The organism is Geobacter metallireducens GS-15 (assembly GCF_000012925.1).
Lineage (GTDB): Bacteria > Desulfobacterota > Desulfuromonadia > Geobacterales > Geobacteraceae > Geobacter > Geobacter metallireducens.
The window spans coordinates 1,408,197-1,425,355 of record NC_007517.1; the positions used below are offsets into that span (position 1 = coordinate 1,408,197).

Annotated in this window: 17 protein-coding genes and 1 other annotated feature (1 of these 18 only partly in view); of the genes, 15 read left to right on the forward strand and 2 right to left on the reverse strand. The window is 56.2% G+C overall.

Annotated features, from left to right (window positions below; translation table 11 throughout):
• Positions 1 to 46: 46 nt before the first annotated feature.
• Entirely contained in the window at positions 47 to 1,126 is a 1,080-nt protein-coding gene (gene lptG, locus GMET_RS06285) for an LPS export ABC transporter permease LptG (RefSeq protein WP_011365790.1), read from the reverse strand.
• Positions 1,123 to 2,292, reverse strand: coding sequence for an LPS export ABC transporter permease LptF (gene lptF, locus GMET_RS06290; RefSeq protein WP_011365791.1), 1,170 nt, complete (start codon positions 2,290 to 2,292; stop codon positions 1,123 to 1,125). The genes lptG and lptF overlap by 4 nt, the downstream gene beginning before the upstream one ends.
• A 205-nt stretch (positions 2,293 to 2,497) precedes the next feature.
• On the opposite strand from lptF, the gene rpsB reads away from it, so the two are divergent.
• From rpsB to pssA, 15 genes are all read left to right on the forward strand, one after another.
• Complete coding sequence (gene rpsB / locus GMET_RS06295) at positions 2,498 to 3,253, forward strand: 30S ribosomal protein S2 (RefSeq protein WP_004512117.1); 756 nt, start codon at positions 2,498 to 2,500, stop codon at positions 3,251 to 3,253.
• Positions 3,254 to 3,349: 96 nt separating this feature from the next.
• The gene (tsf, locus tag GMET_RS06300) at positions 3,350 to 4,000 is read left to right on the forward strand and encodes a translation elongation factor Ts (protein ID WP_011365792.1); all 651 of its coding nucleotides are present in this window, start codon (positions 3,350 to 3,352) and stop codon (positions 3,998 to 4,000) included.
• 95 nt (positions 4,001 to 4,095) lie between these two features.
• Positions 4,096 to 4,815, forward strand: a complete 720-nt coding sequence (gene pyrH / locus GMET_RS06305; protein ID WP_004512115.1) for a UMP kinase — start codon at positions 4,096 to 4,098, stop codon at positions 4,813 to 4,815.
• Position 4,816: 1 nt separating this feature from the next.
• Positions 4,817 to 5,374 carry a ribosome recycling factor gene (gene frr / locus GMET_RS06310; RefSeq protein WP_004512114.1) on the forward strand — a complete coding sequence of 186 codons (558 nt, stop codon included), beginning with the start codon at positions 4,817 to 4,819 and terminating at the stop codon, positions 5,372 to 5,374.
• A 118-nt stretch (positions 5,375 to 5,492) separates the two neighbouring features.
• Positions 5,493 to 6,233, forward strand: a complete 741-nt coding sequence (locus tag GMET_RS06315) for an isoprenyl transferase (RefSeq protein ID WP_004512113.1) — start codon at positions 5,493 to 5,495, stop codon at positions 6,231 to 6,233.
• Positions 6,234 to 6,274: 41 nt separating this feature from the next.
• Positions 6,275 to 7,063, forward strand: coding sequence for a phosphatidate cytidylyltransferase (locus tag GMET_RS06320; protein ID WP_004512112.1), 789 nt, complete (start codon positions 6,275 to 6,277; stop codon positions 7,061 to 7,063).
• 18 nt (positions 7,064 to 7,081) lie between these two features.
• On the forward strand, positions 7,082 to 8,236 hold the full coding sequence (locus GMET_RS06325; protein WP_004512111.1) for a 1-deoxy-D-xylulose-5-phosphate reductoisomerase: 1,155 nt from the start codon (positions 7,082 to 7,084) through the stop codon (positions 8,234 to 8,236).
• 32 nt (positions 8,237 to 8,268) lie between these two features.
• Positions 8,269 to 9,336 carry an RIP metalloprotease RseP gene (gene rseP / locus GMET_RS06330; RefSeq protein WP_004512110.1) on the forward strand — a complete coding sequence of 356 codons (1,068 nt, stop codon included), beginning with the start codon at positions 8,269 to 8,271 and terminating at the stop codon, positions 9,334 to 9,336.
• Positions 9,336 to 10,028 (forward strand): tRNA (adenosine(37)-N6)-threonylcarbamoyltransferase complex dimerization subunit type 1 TsaB, encoded by a 693-nt coding sequence (gene tsaB, locus GMET_RS06335; protein WP_004512109.1) that lies wholly within the window; start codon positions 9,336 to 9,338, stop codon positions 10,026 to 10,028. The genes rseP and tsaB overlap by 1 nt, the downstream gene beginning before the upstream one ends.
• Positions 10,029 to 10,203: 175 nt before the next feature.
• Positions 10,204 to 11,865 (forward strand): dihydroxy-acid dehydratase, encoded by a 1,662-nt coding sequence (gene ilvD, locus GMET_RS06340; protein ID WP_004512108.1) that lies wholly within the window; start codon positions 10,204 to 10,206, stop codon positions 11,863 to 11,865.
• A 70-nt stretch (positions 11,866 to 11,935) separates the two neighbouring features.
• Positions 11,936 to 13,636, forward strand: a complete 1,701-nt coding sequence (gene ilvB, locus GMET_RS06345) for a biosynthetic-type acetolactate synthase large subunit (protein ID WP_004512107.1) — start codon at positions 11,936 to 11,938, stop codon at positions 13,634 to 13,636.
• A 57-nt stretch (positions 13,637 to 13,693) separates the two neighbouring features.
• Complete coding sequence (gene ilvN, locus GMET_RS06350; RefSeq protein ID WP_004512106.1) at positions 13,694 to 14,185, forward strand: acetolactate synthase small subunit; 492 nt, start codon at positions 13,694 to 13,696, stop codon at positions 14,183 to 14,185.
• 64 nt (positions 14,186 to 14,249) lie between these two features.
• Positions 14,250 to 15,266 carry a ketol-acid reductoisomerase gene (gene ilvC / locus GMET_RS06355; RefSeq protein ID WP_004512105.1) on the forward strand — a complete coding sequence of 339 codons (1,017 nt, stop codon included), beginning with the start codon at positions 14,250 to 14,252 and terminating at the stop codon, positions 15,264 to 15,266.
• Positions 15,267 to 15,416: 150 nt separating this feature from the next.
• The gene (locus GMET_RS06360) at positions 15,417 to 16,073 is read left to right on the forward strand and encodes a phosphatidylserine decarboxylase family protein (protein ID WP_004512104.1); all 657 of its coding nucleotides are present in this window, start codon (positions 15,417 to 15,419) and stop codon (positions 16,071 to 16,073) included.
• Positions 16,070 to 16,849: a CDP-diacylglycerol--serine O-phosphatidyltransferase gene (pssA, locus tag GMET_RS06365; RefSeq protein ID WP_004512103.1), complete on the forward strand. Its 780-nt coding sequence runs from the start codon at positions 16,070 to 16,072 to the stop codon at positions 16,847 to 16,849. Before GMET_RS06360 ends, pssA begins: the two co-directional genes overlap by 4 nt.
• 133 nt (positions 16,850 to 16,982) lie before the next feature.
• Positions 16,983 to 17,159, forward strand: a binding site (T-box leader); it runs 79 nt beyond the window's last position.

Genomic DNA, 17,159 nt, shown 5'->3' on the forward strand with positions numbered 1-17,159 from the left:
GTCCGAAGCGTACTTCGCACCAATTAAATCACCTGGTCGTGCGATGTCAACGGTTGAGTGTCATGGCGAGCCAGATGCCCGAGAGGGCAAAAATGACGTTTGCCGCCCACGCTGAAACCAGGGAGGGAAGGACGCCGGTCTGGCCGAAGGAGATGAGAATGGCGTTGATGATGAAGTAGGCGAAGCCGAAGCCGATGCTGGCGCCGATGCCGAGGGCGACACCGCTGGAGCGGCTTCCCCGCAGTGCGAACGGGATGCCGAGAAAGGCCATGATGAGCGAGGCAAAGGGAAGCGATATTTTTGAATGCATCTGGGCTTCGTAACGGGTGGTTTCGTACCCCCCCTTTTTCAGCTTTTGGATATACTCTCTCAGCTTCAGAAATCCCATGTTGTCGGCGTATTTGTCCACCACTTTGAGGTCTTCTATCTGGAGGTTGAGGTTGACCGGCATGCTGGCGATCTGGGTTGTATTGGCAACGCCGCCCCCCTGAAAATCCCGCACGGTGACTTTCCAGAGAGTCCATTGGCCACCGTCCCAACTCCCCTGTTCGGCGTCTATTCTCCGTGAGGGAGTCATCCCCTCCGAAAAAGACCACAGTGTTACCCCCCTCAACGTCTGATGGTCGGGATCAAAGGCCCGTGCCATGAGTATCGCTTTGTTGTCCTTGTGCCAGATATTGTTCTGGCGCAAGAACGTATTCGAGCTTTTTTTCCTGATGAGGACCTCCTCAATGAAGCGCATCTGGCTGTAGGTCTTCGGCAGAATCAGCTCGTTTGACACGATAACGAAAAGGCTGGCCGCACAGGCTATGGCCAGGATTGGCGCACTGATTTTGCGGAGGCTCACGCCACAACTGCGCATGGCGATGATCTCGCTGTTGCGCGACAGCATCCCAAGCGTCAGCAGGGTGGCCATGAGTACCGCAAGAGGGATTACCTGGGTGGCGATTTCGGGGATCTTGTAGAGGAAAAACTGGGCAACATGTATCCACTGGGGATCGAAGCGAAGAAAACGTCCGATCTTTTCCAGAAAATCAATCACCAGGTAGATGGCTATGAATGATGCAAGGCAGAGCCAGAAAACCCGCAAATAGGCGGAGGCTATGTAACGAGTCAGGATGCTCACGCAGCCTTCCTCCGGTGGAGCCACTCCCGCGCCTCTCCGATAAGCGTTCGCCCTCTCTCTATCAGAGGAAAGGGCCGTTCAGTCGCCGCGAGCCTCAGCAGATAAACGCCAAAGGCGGTAAAGAAGACATTGGGGAGCCAGACAGCAAGCGGGATGGGAAGAATTTCCTTCTCCGCAATGGTCTTGCCGGCGGACATGACCACGTAGTACAGCATGAGGATGATGATGCCCGCTGAAAAACCTCCTGCTCTTCCCGACCGCTGGTTCTGGATGCCAAGCGGAACGCCTACCATTGCGAATACGATGCAGGCAAAGGGGAGCGCAAACCGTTTATGAAGCTCAATCGAGACATCGCGGCGGAACTTTTCGTTGTTCTGTCGGTTCCCGCGACTGGCAATAAGTTGCTTGAGGGTCATATCCTGTTCGTCGAACTGGTTTTTTTTCGCGTTCTGGCGCAGGTCCACATGGAGGTCGTAGCTGCGGAACTCAACAAGACGGTAGCCGCCAGGATCTATCCCCCGATGAATGCTCCCGTTCACAAGGTGAAGTCGGACGTTTTTTTCTTCGGGAGCTGCCGCGATTATTCCGGTTGAGGCGAAGATGGTCATTGGTTCATCCGGGTTGCGCTCGTCATGGATCAGGATGCCCGATATCTGGTGGCTCGTCTGGTCATAATCGTCAATATACACAACCAAGCCGGGGAAATCGTCGATAAATACCTTTTCCTTGATGGTTGTGGCAGCCCGCGACTCAATAACCTCGTAGAGAAATCGCTTGAAGGAAGTGTTGCCCCAGGGGAGTGCAAAGACCGTGATGAACGTCGTGACGAGATAGGCAAGGACGGCGAACGTGAAGACTGGCGTGAGCAGCGATCCGAGGCCAACCCCCCCCGCCTTCATGGCTGTTACTTCGCTGTCCGCGGACAGTCTGCCGAAGGAAAGAAGTACCGCCAGCAGAAATGCCATGGGGATTGCAACGAGCAAGAAGGAAGGAAGCATGTAGAGGATGAGTCGGCAAACGTCGAGGAATGGCACTCCCTTGGCGAAGACCATCTCTGCCAGTTTGAGCAGGCGCCCCATGAGAAGTACAAAGGTAAAAACCGCCATGCCGAGAACGAACGGAACAGCGGTTTCCTTGAAAATGTAACGGAACAGAATGCTGGTCATGGAGGCGCGATGATACACGAAGGTATGAGGGTTGTAAATAACAGAGGGGTGTGCATCACAGTTTGCCCTTGTCAATTGTCTGTTCATGTGCTATACGAGTTCGGTTTCTAATTCGCACGCTTTCTGTCCGGCCGGTGGTGTCCGCGTCTGATGCGGGTTCCGGCTGTCGGGGAAGCGGAGGCACAACCAAAAAGGAGAAAAAAGTATGTCCAGTGTAACAATGAAGGAGCTGCTGGAGGCCGGCGTACATTTCGGTCACCAAACCAAGAGATGGAATCCGAAGATGAAGCCGTACATTTTCGGGGCGCGGAACGGGATTTATATCATCGATCTCCAGAAGACCGTCCGCCTGTTCAAAAATGCTTACAGCTTTGTTCGCGAGTGTGCCCAGTCCGGTGAGACGATACTCTTTGTCGGGACCAAGAAGCAGGCCCAGGACGCCATTGGTGAGGAAGCGTCGCGTTGCAATATGTATTATGTTAACCAACGCTGGCTTGGCGGGATGCTTACCAACTTCGCCACCGTGAAGCAGAGCATTGATCGCCTCAAGCGTCTTGATGCCATGTTTGCCGATGGTACCGTTGAAGCCTACACCAAGAAGGAAGCCCTCCAGTTGGAAAAAGAGCGCCAGAAGCTCGAAAAGACCCTCGGCGGTATCAAGGGGATGGGAAAGGTTCCCGGTGCGCTTTTCGTGATTGACCCGAAGAACGAAACGATTGCCATCAACGAAGCCAAAAAGCTCGGCATTCCTGTCGTGGCGGTTGTTGATACCAACTGCGATCCGGATCCGATCGATTATGTCATTCCCGGAAACGATGATGCAATTCGCGCCATTCGTCTTCTGACCTCTAAGATGGCCGATGCGGTTCTCGAAGGTGCCCAGGCCCGGGATGCGCAGTTGCAGACCGGGGAAGAAGAGATGGCTGCTGCCGAAGGTGAGTCGGAGCAGGTAGAAGCGTAAGTCGTTTTACCCTGTCCGTTTGGCACGGGGCGTATATCATTCAAATTCAAAGAACAGGCTGACGCACGGCGCGTCGGCCCTGTCCGGGAGGATACAGTGAGCATCACAGCTGCACAGGTAAACGAGCTGAGAAAAGCTACCGGAGCAGGACTTATGGACTGCAAGAAGGCCCTTACTGAGACCGGCGGCGATCATGAGAAGGCCATTGACTACCTTCGGAAGAAGGGGCTTGCCGCCGCCTCCAAGAAAGCTGGTCGCGTGGCTTCCGAGGGCGCGGTGGGTTCCTACATTCACGCTGGCGGAAAAATCGGAGTTCTCGTCGAAGTCAACTGCGAGACCGACTTCGTTGCGCGTAACGAAAACTTCCAGGCTTTCGTGAAGGATATCGCCATGCACATTGCGGCGGCCGCTCCCCAGTATGTGCGCCGCGAAGAAGTGACCGCGGATGTTGTCGAGCGCGAGAAGGAAATCTACCGCGCCAAGGCACGGGAAACCGGCAAGCCTGAGAATATTATCGAGAAGATCATCGAGGGGCAGGTTAATAAGTTTTATGCCGACATCTGTCTCCTTGAGCAGCAATATGTGAAGGATTCGGATAAGACCGTCCAGCAGTTCCTTAACGAGACCATCGCGTCGATCGGTGAGAATATTTCGATTCGCCGCTTTGTACGGTACGCGCTGGGTGAGGGGCTTGCGAAGAAGGAAACCGATTTTGCAGCAGAGGTTGCTGCCGCAGCTGGTCTGTAAGAAGGTGGACGGGCCGGCCATGCTCCATGGCCGGCCTTTTTTACGTCCACAGCAGAATATGAGTTCCATTTACCAGGCGTGAGGGCCGACACACCATGGGAACACCGTACTACAAGCGAGTATTATTGAAACTTTCCGGCGAGGCCCTTGCGGGCGACCAGGGCTACGGCATCGATCCTCTGACGATCACGACCATTGCCGCCGAGATCAAAGAGGTGGTGGCATCCGGGGCTCAACTCGCCCTCGTTATTGGAGGCGGGAATATTTTCCGCGGTCTGGCAGCTTCCTCCAAGGGGATGGACCGTGCCAGCGCCGACTACATGGGGATGCTGGCCACCATGATCAATTCACTGGCCATGCAGGACGCACTTGAGAAGATAGGTGTCGATACCAGGGTACAGTCGGCCATTGCCATGCAGGAGGTCGCAGAGCCGTACATCAGGCGACGTGCCATGCGGCACCTGGAGAAGGGGCGGGTCGTCATATTCGGCGCCGGTACCGGTAACCCGTATTTCACCACCGATACAGCGGCAAGCCTACGAGCCATGGAAATCGGAGCAGATGTGATTCTCAAGGGAACCAAGGTGGATGGCGTCTACTCGGCCGACCCAAAGAAAGATCCCACCGCCCAGAAATACCCCCGGCTCACGTATCTGGAGGTCCTCAAAAAAGGGCTTCAGGTAATGGATGCAACTGCTACCTCGCTCTGTATGGACAACAATCTCCCCATTATCGTTTTTGACATCACCACATATGGCAACATAAAAAAGGTGGTGTGCGGTGAAGAGATCGGCACCGTTGTGAAAGGAGAATAGCATGACGAAAGAAGTCATTGCCGACATGAAGGCGCACATGGAAAAGTCGGTTGACGCACTTCGCCGCGAATACCAGAAGGTGCGCACCGGCAGGGCCACCACCGGGCTTCTCGATGATATCAAGGTTGAATACTACGGGAATCCTTCGCCCCTCAGTCAGGTGGCGACCCTTTCTGTCCCCGAGCCCCGGACGATAACCATCCAACCTTGGGAGGCCAAGTTGATCCCGGTTATCGAAAAGGCGATCATGAACGCGAATCTTGGTTTTACCCCGGCCAATGACGGTAAGACGATCCGCATTTCCCTTCCGCCTCTCACCGAAGAGCGCCGGAAGGAAATCGTCAAAACACTCAAGAAAATGGCTGAGGATACCAAGGTTGCGGTTCGCAACATTCGCCGTGACGGGATTGATAGCCTCAAAAAGCTGGAGAAGGATAAGAAGATTTCCGAAGACGATCTGAAGCGCGCCGAGAAGGAAGTGCAGGATGTCACGAACACGTTCGTGGCAAAGGTTGAGGAAGTGCTTACGCACAAGGAGAAAGAGGTTCTGGAGGTCTGATGCCGCGCTAAGCGGGAAAAAAGTATTTTTCCGCTTTTTGCTTGCGCACCAAGTGCTTTTATGCTTTAATCCCCTTTAACCCCTCAATTAAAGGGGATTTTTTGTTTCTGGGTATCCCATGTACGGTCTCTCACACGACAAACTTCCCCGCCACTTGGCCGTCATTATGGACGGAAACGGCCGTTGGGCCCAGGAGCGGATGCTCAAGAGGATCATTGGCCACCAGAAGGGGGTCGAGACGGTGCGGGTGATTGTTGAGGAGTGTTCCCGTCTTGGCATCAAGTATCTGACACTCTTTGCCTTTTCCGCGGAGAACTGGCTCCGACCCAAGACGGAAGTGAAAGCCCTCATGTCACTTCTCAAGAAGTACATCAGGGTCGAAACAGCACGGATGCTTGACAGCAATATACGGTTCAACGTGATCGGTGCCCGGGAGGAACTGCCGCCGGACGTGAACCAGGCTGTGCAGGAGGCCATCGACAGGACAGCGCGCAATACAGGTATGGTGCTGACGCTTGCCCTTTCCTACGGTGCACGCCAGGAAATTCTCTTGGCGGCCGAGCGCATTGCTGCCGACCTCTCCTCAGGCCATCTCTCCCTTGGCGATATTGACGAGAAAACCTTCTCCTCATACCTGTTTACGTCTGGCATGCCCGATCCCGATTTCCTCATCAGAACGAGCGGGGAGATGCGGATCAGTAATTTCCTCCTCTGGCAACTCGCTTACACAGAGCTCTATTTTACCGAGGTCAACTGGCCCGAGTTCACCGCTAAGGAGCTCCACCGTGCTCTGCACGACTATCAGTCCCGCGAGCGGCGCTTCGGCCGTACGAGTGCGCAACTGCAGAACAGGAGCTGACCATCAAGCGTCTACTGACCGGGGTCATTGCCCTGCCTCTGTTGATATTGTTCATCCTTAAAGCGAGCGTTTTCGTCTTTGCCTGCTTTGTTGGTCTCCTGGTGTTACTTGGTCTGGGCGAGTTCTACCGGATGGCACTTCCGAAACGGCCCGTGGTAGGGACCGTTGCGTCGCTGTCAGGGATGCTCGTCCTGCCTGTTTTAGTCAGCCCTGAGTTGCTACTGCGCTTTGTGCCGGTCCCTGCCGGGAACGGCGTGTTGTTAGCTCTGACGCTTCTATTCTCTGCCGTTGCCATTTTTTTTCTCTTCAGTATCAGAGATATCCGTCAGAGTGCGGCCGAAGCAGGCCTCATCTGGTTGGGATTTGCCTATGTCCCTTTACTCCTTTCGCACCTTGTCCTTCTCAGGGCTCTCCCTGATGGAGTCTCATGGGTGTTTCTGATGCTTTTGATAGTCATGTCCGGCGACACTGCGGCATACTATGTGGGGAGCACTCTCGGAAGACGGAAGCTTTACCCTATTGTCAGTCCCAACAAGAGCATCGAAGGTGCTCTCGGCGGGCTCTGCGGGAGTCTTGCAGGTACCTTGATTGCAAAATACACATTCTTGCATCAGCTAACGGTCGTTGACTGTGTGGTCACTGCTTTGGCCGTAGGGGCGTTGGGGCAGGTCGGAGACCTGTTCGAATCGCTTCTCAAGCGCAGCTTCGGCGTTAAGGATTCAGGCATTATCATTCCTGGACACGGCGGCATCCTCGACCGGCTCGACAGCATTCTTTTTGCCGCACCCGCACTGTATTACTATGCCTATCTGGTGGTCATGGCCCGATAGGTTTCCTGACGAGGGAACATGAAAAAACTCACCATTCTTGGCTCAACCGGTTCCATCGGGACCAGCACTCTGGAGATCGTCGCAGCGCACCCGGACCGATTCCAGGTGATTGCCCTCACGGCGGGGAGTAACCTGGAGCTTCTCAAACAACAGGTTGAAGTGTTTCGGCCCAGGCTTGTCAGCGTTCTGACCGCTGACCTGGCCCGACAGTTGGACCGGATGCTCTCGGATCCGAAACCGGAAATCCATCATGGGATTCCCGGTCTTATCGCCGCTGCCACTGCCGGTGAGGCCGATGTCGTGGTTGCCGCTATTGTTGGGGCTGCCGGCCTCGTGCCGACCGCCGCCGCAATCAAGGCCGGCAAGGACGTCGCCTTGGCAAATAAGGAGACCCTTGTCACCGCCGGCCGGATCATGATGGACCTCGTCAGGGAAAACGGGGTCAGGCTCTATCCTGTCGACAGCGAGCACTCGGCGGTCTTTCAGTCCCTGGAGGGGCAGAGCGGAAAGGATGTGAAGCGGATTATTCTGACCGCATCGGGGGGACCATTTCTGAATCTTCCCCTTGACCGCCTTTCACGGGTTTCGGTCGCCGATGCCCTCAATCACCCCAACTGGAGCATGGGGCAAAAGATAACCATCGACTCGGCCACCATGATGAACAAGGGATTGGAGGTGATCGAGGCCCGCTGGCTTTTTGACACGCCGGCGGAGCGGATTGCCGTGAATATTCACCCCCAGAGCATCATTCACTCCATGGTTGAGTATGTGGACGGCTGTGTTATGGCCCAGTTGGGGGTTCCCGACATGAAGGCCCCCATTGCCTATGCCTTGACCTATCCGGAACGGATTCCTACGGGGGTGAAGCCCCTTGACCTGACCGCGTTGTCCGGACTCACCTTCCTGGCTCCCGACTATCAGCGCTTCCCCGCCTTGAAACTGGCCTACGATGCCCTTGCCGCTGGAGAAAGCATGCCGGCGGTCATGAACGCCGCCAACGAGGTGGCTGTCGAGGCCTTCCTCAAGGGGAAAATCGGGTTTACCGGTATCGCCACTTCTATCGCTCGAACCATGGATGCACACGAGCCCCATACCCTTGCCACCATCGAGGATGTCCTTTCCTCTGACCTCTGGGCGAGGGAGAAGAGCAGGGAGCTCATAGGGTTGTCCTGACGGGATGTCCGTCACCTTTATCGAGGCACCAGATGACCAGTATCGTTTCGGCAATTATTGTTCTCGGCATACTCATCTTTGTTCACGAGTTTGGGCACTTCCTCTTTGCCAAGCTCTTTGGCGTCGGGGTCGAAAAGTTTTCCCTCGGCTTCGGGCCGAAGCTTATCGGCAAGAAGATGGGTGAAACCGAGTACCTCATTTCCGCGTTCCCCTTGGGGGGATACGTAAAAATGGTGGGCGAGGGTGGGGGGGATGAACTCTCTGATGAGGAAAAGGCGCGTTCTTTTGGAGAAAAATCGCCCCTCAGACGTATTGGGATTGTGGTGGCGGGTCCCGGGTTCAACCTGATTTTTGCCTGGTTCGTATTCATTGCAGTATTCATGGTAGGGGTCCCCTCCGCGACCACTAAAATCGGCGAAGTGGTCAAGGACAAGCCGGCGGCCAAGGCTGGTATCGTTGCGGGCGACAGAATCACTGCTGTGAACGGCAAGAAGGTTGATCGCTGGGAGGAAATGGCCACAGAGATCGCAGCTTCGAAAGGACCATCCCTCCTTGTTGAAATCAAGCGCGGCGGGGAAACGAAGGCTTTCCAGCTTAAGCCCGAGATGAGAACCGGCAAGAATCTCCTCGGCGAAACCGTGACCTCACCCGTAATAGGTGTAGTTGCCGCGGGAGAGACGGTTATCGACCGCTATCCTCCCGGAGAAGCCTTCTCCCGTGGGAGTGTCCAGACCTGGAACGTCATCGAACTGACGGTCCTCTCGCTGGTGAGGATCATCGAGCGGGCCATTCCCCTGGACACTATCGGCGGGCCGATTATGATCGCCAAGATGGCCGGCCAGCAGGCTGAGGCTGGAGGGGTTAGTTTTCTTGCCTTCATGGCGCTCCTCTCGGTCAACCTGGGGGTGCTCAATCTTCTTCCCATCCCGATTCTCGATGGTGGTCACCTCTTTTTCTACCTTTGGGAGTTGATCTTCCGGAGACCGGTAAGTATGAGGGCCCGGGAAATTGCCCAGCAGGTGGGGCTTGCGCTTCTCATCGGGCTCATGGTGCTTGCCTTCTACAACGACATTGCCCGCTACCTCGTGGGGAACGGGTAGTGAAGCTCCTTACTGTCGACACCTCTACCTCTACCTGCAGCGTGGCCCTTACCATTGGCGGGAGCCTCGTGGCCGAGTCCCTGCTCGACAGCGAGCGTACCCTTTCCGAGAGGCTCCTTGCATCGATCGACACGATACTGCGCGATGCCGGACTCCTTCTTGCCGATCTGGATGGCTTCGGGGTTGCCTTGGGGCCAGGTTCCTTCACGGGAGTCCGCATCGGGGTGTCAACCGTCAAGGGGCTAGCTTTGGCAACGGGAAAACCGGTTGCCGGTTTTTCTTCTCTCGCCATGCTTGCACTTAACCTCCCGGTCAACTCACTTCCTGTCTGCACCCTTTTTGATGCGCGGAAAAAGGAAGTCTACGCAGGGCTCTACCGTTGCGGCTCACTTCCCGAACCACTCCATGCCGACTGTGTCATGGCTCCGGAACGCTTCCTGGATCTGGTCGACGGTCCGGCTCTTTTTGTCGGCAATGGGGCGCTCCGGTACCACGAACTTATCGTGGAGACCCTTGGCGACCGTGCCGTCTTTGCGCCGGCCCACTGCCATCAGCCTCGGGCGGCGGCTGGTGCGGTTCTTGCTCTCGAGGCGTTCCGTTCTGGCGCTCTTACACTACTGCCTTTCCTGAACCCCACCTATATCCGTCCATCCGAGGCCGAACTGTCAAGAATGATGCGGGAAACGCTATAACGCCATTTAAATGGTGTTGACAGTCCCACCCGGATGTATTATTTTCACACTTTCCTTTTGTACTTCGATCTGTTTGAGATAATTGAATTTTGGATTATGCTCGCGAAACAGTTGGTCGGATCGAAGGCTCTTCTTGGGTACCACCCCATTAGATTCTACAGCAGAGGTCTTTCAGATGCGCAGTGACACCATAAAGCAGGGGATCGAACGGACTCCGCACCGAGCCCTCATCAAGGGAACCGGGGTTCCCCAAAGCGAAATGGCAAAACCCTTCATCGGCGTTGCCACCAGCTTCACTGACCTTATCCCTGGTCACGTAGGAATGCGTGACCTGGAGCGATTTATTGAGAAGGGAATCCACAGCGGCGGCGGTTACGCCTTTTTCTTCGGCATTCCCGGTGTCTGTGACGGAATCGCCATGGGGCACAAGGGGATGCACTACTCTCTCCCGACCCGCGAACTGATTGCCGATATGGTTGAGTCGGTGGCCGAAGCCCATCGCCTCGATGGCCTCGTGCTGCTCACCAACTGCGATAAGATCACCCCTGGTATGCTTATGGCGGCTGCTCGGCTTGATATCCCCACCATCGTGGTAACCGCCGGCCCCATGATGGCCGGCCGCGGTGTTGAAGGGCGCCGCTTTTCCTTCGTGACCGATACTTTTGAGGCCATGGCACGCTACAAGGCCGGTGTCATCGATGCGAAGGAGCTTCAGGTCTGCGAGGACAACGCCTGTCCCGGTATGGGGTCGTGCCAGGGGCTCTTTACCGCCAATACCATGGCTATTCTCACCGAAACCCTCGGCATGAGTCTCCCTCGTTGTGGGACGGCCCTGGCGGTTTCCGCCCTCAAGCGTCGCATAGCATTCGCCTCGGGTGAGAAGATCGTGGACCTGGTCCGCAATGGGGTTACCCCGCGCCAGATCCTGACACGTGCTGCATTTGAAAACGCCATCCGGGTGGATCTCGCCCTCGGCGGTTCCTCTAATACGGTCCTCCACCTCCTGGCCATTGCCCGGGAGGCAGGGGTTGATCTCCCTCTCGAAACCTTCGATATCCTTTCCAAGGAGACGCCGCAGATTGCCTCCATGAATCCCGCTGGAGAGTATTTCATGGAGGATCTCGACGCGGCCGGCGGTGTTGTCGGGGTGTTGAAACAACTCGGTGGCACCATTAAGGACAGCCCGACCGTCTTGGGGCTTACCACCCGCGAGTTGGCCTCCACGGTGGAATCGGTGGATGAGCGGGTGATCCGTCCCGTTTCCGACCCGGTCAAGAAAGAAGGGGGAATCGCTGTCCTCTTCGGTAATCTCGCACCCAAAGGTGCCGTGGTGAAGCAGTCGGGGGTGTCTGCTCCCATGATGCAGTTCGAGGGGACTGCCCGCTGTTTCGACTCGGAGGAACTCGCCATGGCCGCCCTCATGGGGGGGAAGATCACGTCTGGCGACGTGGTGGTCATTCGTTACGAAGGGCCCAAGGGTGGTCCGGGGATGCGGGAGATGCTCGCACCGACCGCAACCCTCATGGGACTCGGCCTCGGCGATTCCGTTGCCCTTGTTACCGACGGCCGTTTTTCCGGCGGCACCCGTGGCCCCTGTATCGGCCACATATCCCCGGAGGCGGCAGAAGGGGGCCCCATCGCCCTGGTTGAAGAGGGGGACAGGATCCGTCTCGATATTCCCAACCGGAAGCTGGAGCTCCTTGTGGATGAGTCGATCCTCGCGGAACGCCGCAGCCGCTGGGTAGCCCCTGAGCCCAAGATCAAGACCGGATGGCTTGCCCGCTATGCCAAGGTGGTTACTTCGGCATACACCGGCGCGGTTACCACAGCCGAATAGGAACGATTCTGCAATCGCTCCCGTAGACCAGTCGCTCCACTATCTGATTTCCCTTTTGGGAGGTTTTTCTATGAAAATGACAGGTGCACGAATCCTCCTTGAATGTCTCAAGCGTGAAGGAGTTGATACTGTTTTCGGTTACCCCGGGGGCACGGTGATCAATCTCTACGACGAGCTTTTCAGCTTCAAGGATATCCGCCATATTCTGCCCCGCCACGAACAGGCAGGTGTCCATGCGGCTGATGGATTTGCCCGTGCCACCGGCAGGGTCGGTGTCGCCATCGCCACCTCCGGCCCCGGTGCCACCAATACGGTTACCGGTATCGCGACCGCCTACATGGACTCCATCCCCCTTGTGGTGATAACCGGCCAGGTGCCCACGGCCCTCATTGGCAATGATGCCTTCCAGGAGGTGGACATCATCGGCATTACCCGCCCCTGCACCAAGCACAACTTTCTCGTGAAAGACGTGAAGGATATCGCCACGATCATCAAGAAAGCCTTTTACATTGCCCGCACCGGGCGTCCCGGGCCGGTTCTCGTGGACCTGCCGAAGGATGTGCAGATCGCCACGGCCGAGTTTGAGTATCCCGAAGCCATTGAGCTTCGCAGCTACAAACCGACCGTGGAGGGTCACCCGAAGCAGATCGAGAAGGCCGTGTCCATGCTCCTGGCGGCTAAGAAGCCGGTCATGTACGTGGGAGGGGGCGCCATTTCCGGTGATGCCGCCGGTGAACTCACTGCCCTAGCCACCAGACTCCACATCCCGGTCACCACAACCCTCATGGGACTCGGTTCCTTCCCCGAGGACAATCCCCTCTCTCTCAAGCTTCTCGGGATGCATGGCACCTATTTCGCCAATATGGCGGTGACCAACTGCGACCTGCTGGTTGCCGTGGGGGCGCGCTTCGACGACCGGGTGACCGGAAAGATCGCCACCTTCGCTCCCCATGCAAAGATCATCCATATGGACGTGGACCCGACATCCATTCGGAAGAACGTCCGGGTTGACCTTCCGATTGTTGGTCAGGTCAAGGAAGTCCTTGGTCGCATGCTCAAGTCCCTTGATGAGAGCGGTGACAAGGTAGCCGCGTTCCATACGGCGATCGAACCGTGGCTTGCGGAAATCGAGGGGTGGAAGCAGAAGCATCCAATAACCTACAAGCAGGCATCCACGGTGATCAAACCCCAGTTCGTGATCCAGAAACTTCGTGAGCTTTCTGATCCCGACGCCATTGTGGCCACCGACGTGGGGCAGCACCAGATGTGGACTGCCCAGTTCTTCGGGTTCCGTGAGCCCCGTACGCTCCTGTCGTCCGGCGGGCTCGGAACCATGGGATTCGGATTGCCAGCGGCCATGGGGGCCCAGGCAGCCTTCCCGAACCGGCAGGTCATCGCGGTTTGCGGCGACGGCGGTTTCCAGATGAACCTCCAGGAGGTGGCAACGCTGGTCCAGAATCGGCTTCCCGTGAAGATCGTCATACTCAACAATAACTTCCTCGGCATGGTGCGCCAGTGGCAGGAACTCTTCTTCGATAAGCGCTATTCACAGACCTGCATGGAGCTTCCCATTGATTTCATCAAGCTTGCCGAGGCGTTCGGGGCTAAGGGGTTCCAGGCGACAAAATCCGACGAGGTGGAAGCTACCATCAAGAAGGCCTTCGAGACGCCAGGACCGGTTATCATGGAATTCAAGATCGCCCGGGAGGAGAAGGTTCTCCCCATGGTTCCTGCCGGGGCGTCGCTCAATGAAATGGTGCTCAATGCCTGATTGGCGCCGTTACGCGCCAGGGATTCCGATCTTGCCTGCTCTTCAGGAGGTTTTTTTATGAGACATACAATCACCGTTCTGGTGGAAAACGAATTTGGTGTGTTATCCCGCGTTGCCGGCCTTTTTTCCGGCCGCGGCTTCAATATCGACTCTCTCTCGGTGGCTCCCACGAACGATGAGACCATCTCACGGATGACTATTGTGACCCGCGGGGACGATCAGATTCTTGAGCAGATATCCAAGCAACTCAATAAGCTCATCGACGTCATCAAGGTAATCGACTTTACCGATGGCGAGGTGGTCGAGCGGGAGATGGCGCTCATCAAGGTTACCGCCGAGGATTCCGCACGGGCTGAAGTCCTCAGGATTGCCGATATCTTCCGGGCGAAGATCATAGACGTAACCCCCAAATCGTTTACCATTGAGGCGACTGGGGCCCCGGCAAAAATCGACGCCATTCTGGAACTCCTCCGCCCCCTGGGGCTCAAGGAGTTGGTTAGGACCGGGCCGGTTGCCATAGGCCGCGGTGCCAAGGCGTTGAAGGGTTAGTATGTTTTTTCCGTGCCTGGCAATACAACGTAATAATTGATTCACTACACTCGAGGAGGAAAGAATGAAGATTTACTATGACAAAGACTGCAATATGGGCGTACTCAAAGGGAAAAAGGTTGCCATCATCGGCTACGGCTCCCAGGGACATGCCCATGCTAATAATCTGAAGGATTCGGGCATCGATGTTGTGGTAGGGCTCCGTGCGGATTCCGCTTCGGTCAAGAAGGCCACCGAGGCCGGCCTGACCGTGCTCCCCACTTCTGAAGCGGTTAAGATCGCCGATGTGGTGATGATTCTCCTCCCTGATGAAACCCAGGGGGATATCTACCGGGAGGAGATCGGCCCGTTCCTCAAACAGGGTGCCTATCTCGCCTTCAGCCATGGTTTCAATATCCACTTTGGCCAGATCGTGCCGCGGCCCGATGTGAACGTCATTATGATCGCTCCCAAGGGTCCGGGCCACCTGGTTCGCCATGAGTATACAAAGGGGGGCGGCGTGCCGAGCCTCATCGCCATCCACCACGACCCTGCCGGCAATTCCCGCGACGTGGCCCTTGCCTATGCCTCGGCCAACGGTGGTGGTCGCGCCGGCATCATTGAGACCTCGTTCAAGGAAGAGACCGAGACCGACCTCTTCGGTGAGCAGGCTGTGCTGTGCGGCGGTATCTCTGCCCTGATCCAGGCTGGTTTCGAGACCCTGGTCGAAGCAGGCTATGCGCCGGAGATGGCCTACTTCGAGTGTCTTCACGAGACGAAGCTCATCGTTGACCTGATCTACGAAGGCGGCATCGCCAACATGCGCTACTCCATCTCCAATACTGCCGAGTATGGTGACCTCACCCGCGGGCCGCGGGTCGTTACCGACGAAACCAAGAAGGAGATGAAGAGGATTCTTGATGAGATCCAGACCGGCCAGTTCGCCAAGGAGTGGATGCTCGAGAACAAAGCCAATAAGCCGGTATTCACCGCCCTGCGCCGTAAGGGGGCCGAGCACCAGATCGAGGAAGTCGGCGCTCGTCTCCGTTCCATGATGTCCTGGATCGGTGCTTCCAAGATCGTCGATAAAGCGAAGAACTAACAATAGACTGAACCAGAGACAGGGAGGCCGGGTACAGGAGAGGGGAAAAGGACCCAAACCGTATCCGGTCTCTTTGTGGTTTGCGCGAAAAATGCGGTCGCCACGGGGCGGTCGTTTGGTTTATTATTGTCCAAAACCCGAGGTTCTCTGATGCGCAACTCAAATACTCCCATAGCTGCGGAGGGATACCCCTTTATCGCCGGTGCCGTGCTCATTGCCGTAGTGCTGGCCGTCCTCGGCTCAAAAATTCCCGCATTCTTCTTTCTGGCGGTGTTTTTCGGAGCGTTGACCCTTTTTATCGTTTTTTTCTTTCGTAATCCCGAGCGCACCACCCCGGCGGATGAAAACGCGGTGATTGCTCCGGCTGACGGCGTGGTCATCTACCTGGGGCCTTCCCGCGAAGAGCACTTGGGCGAGGAGATGACCAAGATCAGCATCTTCATGTCGGTCTTCAATGTTCATGTGAACAGGGTGCCGATAACCGGCAAAGTGCTGGACACCTTTTACATCAAGGGGAAGTTCCTTGATGTTCGCGACGACCGGGCAACGTTCGAGAACGAACAGGCGGGGCTTATCATTGAAACTGCCAAGGGAATGAAGATGATTGTTGTTCAGGTGGCAGGCCTCATCGCACGCCGCATTGTCTGTTACGCTGCCAAGGGAGATCAACTCGTGCGCGGAAAACGTTACGGTTTGATCCGCTTCGGTTCCCGCCTCGATGTGTATCTCCCGAGTGAAACTGCAGTACGCGTCAGGATGGGCGACAAGACCGTTGCCGGCGAAACTATCCTGGGGTTACTGCCATGAATGGTGAAAAGATTGACATGAGCGAGAGCATGCGGAAGGGGATTTACATCCTTCCGAATCTCTTTACCACGGGAAGCCTGTTTGCCGGCTTTTACGGTATGGTCGCCACCATGAACGGCGATTTCAAGACCGCCGCGCTCTGGATTCTTGTCTCCTCCATCTTTGATGGCCTTGACGGCAAGGTTGCGCGGCTTACCGGCACCTCCAGCAAGTTCGGGGTCGAATACGACTCGCTCGCGGATGTGGTATCCTTCTGTGTCGCTCCGGCACTCCTCACATACAAGTGGGCGCTCCAACCCTTTGGCCGCTTGGGGTGGCTTGCGGCGTTTCTCTTTGTCGCCTGCGGGGCGCTCAGGTTGGCCCGCTTTAACGTTCAGGTCAACACGGTGGAGAGCAAGCGTTTCGTGGGACTACCGACCCCTGCGGCTGCGAGTATGGTGTCGGCCATGGTGCTTCTTTTCTACCACTTCGGCTGGCCCAGTTCTTACAAGAAACTGGCGATCCTGGTCCTCATTTATCTTCTCGCCTTTCTCATGGTTTCCAACTTCCGGTACTACTCCTTCAAGGATCCTGAGTTGATCAAGCGCCAGCCCTTTGCCTTTCTCGTGCTTGCGGTGCTTCTCCTGGTGGTTATTGCGGCAGAACCGGTCGTCATGCTCTTTCTGATTTTCATTTGCTACACGTTTTCGGGGATTGTCGGTTTCTTGATGACCTGGCCACGGCGGCGCAGACTCGAGAAGGCGATCCATAACAAACACACCAAGGAAGAGCCCTGAGCTATCCACGGATATGAAGCGGCCTTGAATTTGGTTAGGACAAACAAGATTTGAAGCTTTGGAACCTTGCGGAATCCAAGTGGAATTGTCTTGACATGCTGTCTCGTTGTTTCCTATTATCACAGGACAAATCGTAAAGGCAGAGAAGAGGAGTAGTAGTCCTCATCCTTATTGTACAGTTTCCAGAGAGCCGGTGGGTGGTGCGAACCGGTATAAGGACGGATGAACTCGCCTCGGAGCTGCTCCGGTGAACGCGGACATGACCAGTGTCCCCTAGCCGGAGACGTCGCCCGCGTGAAGGGAAAAATGA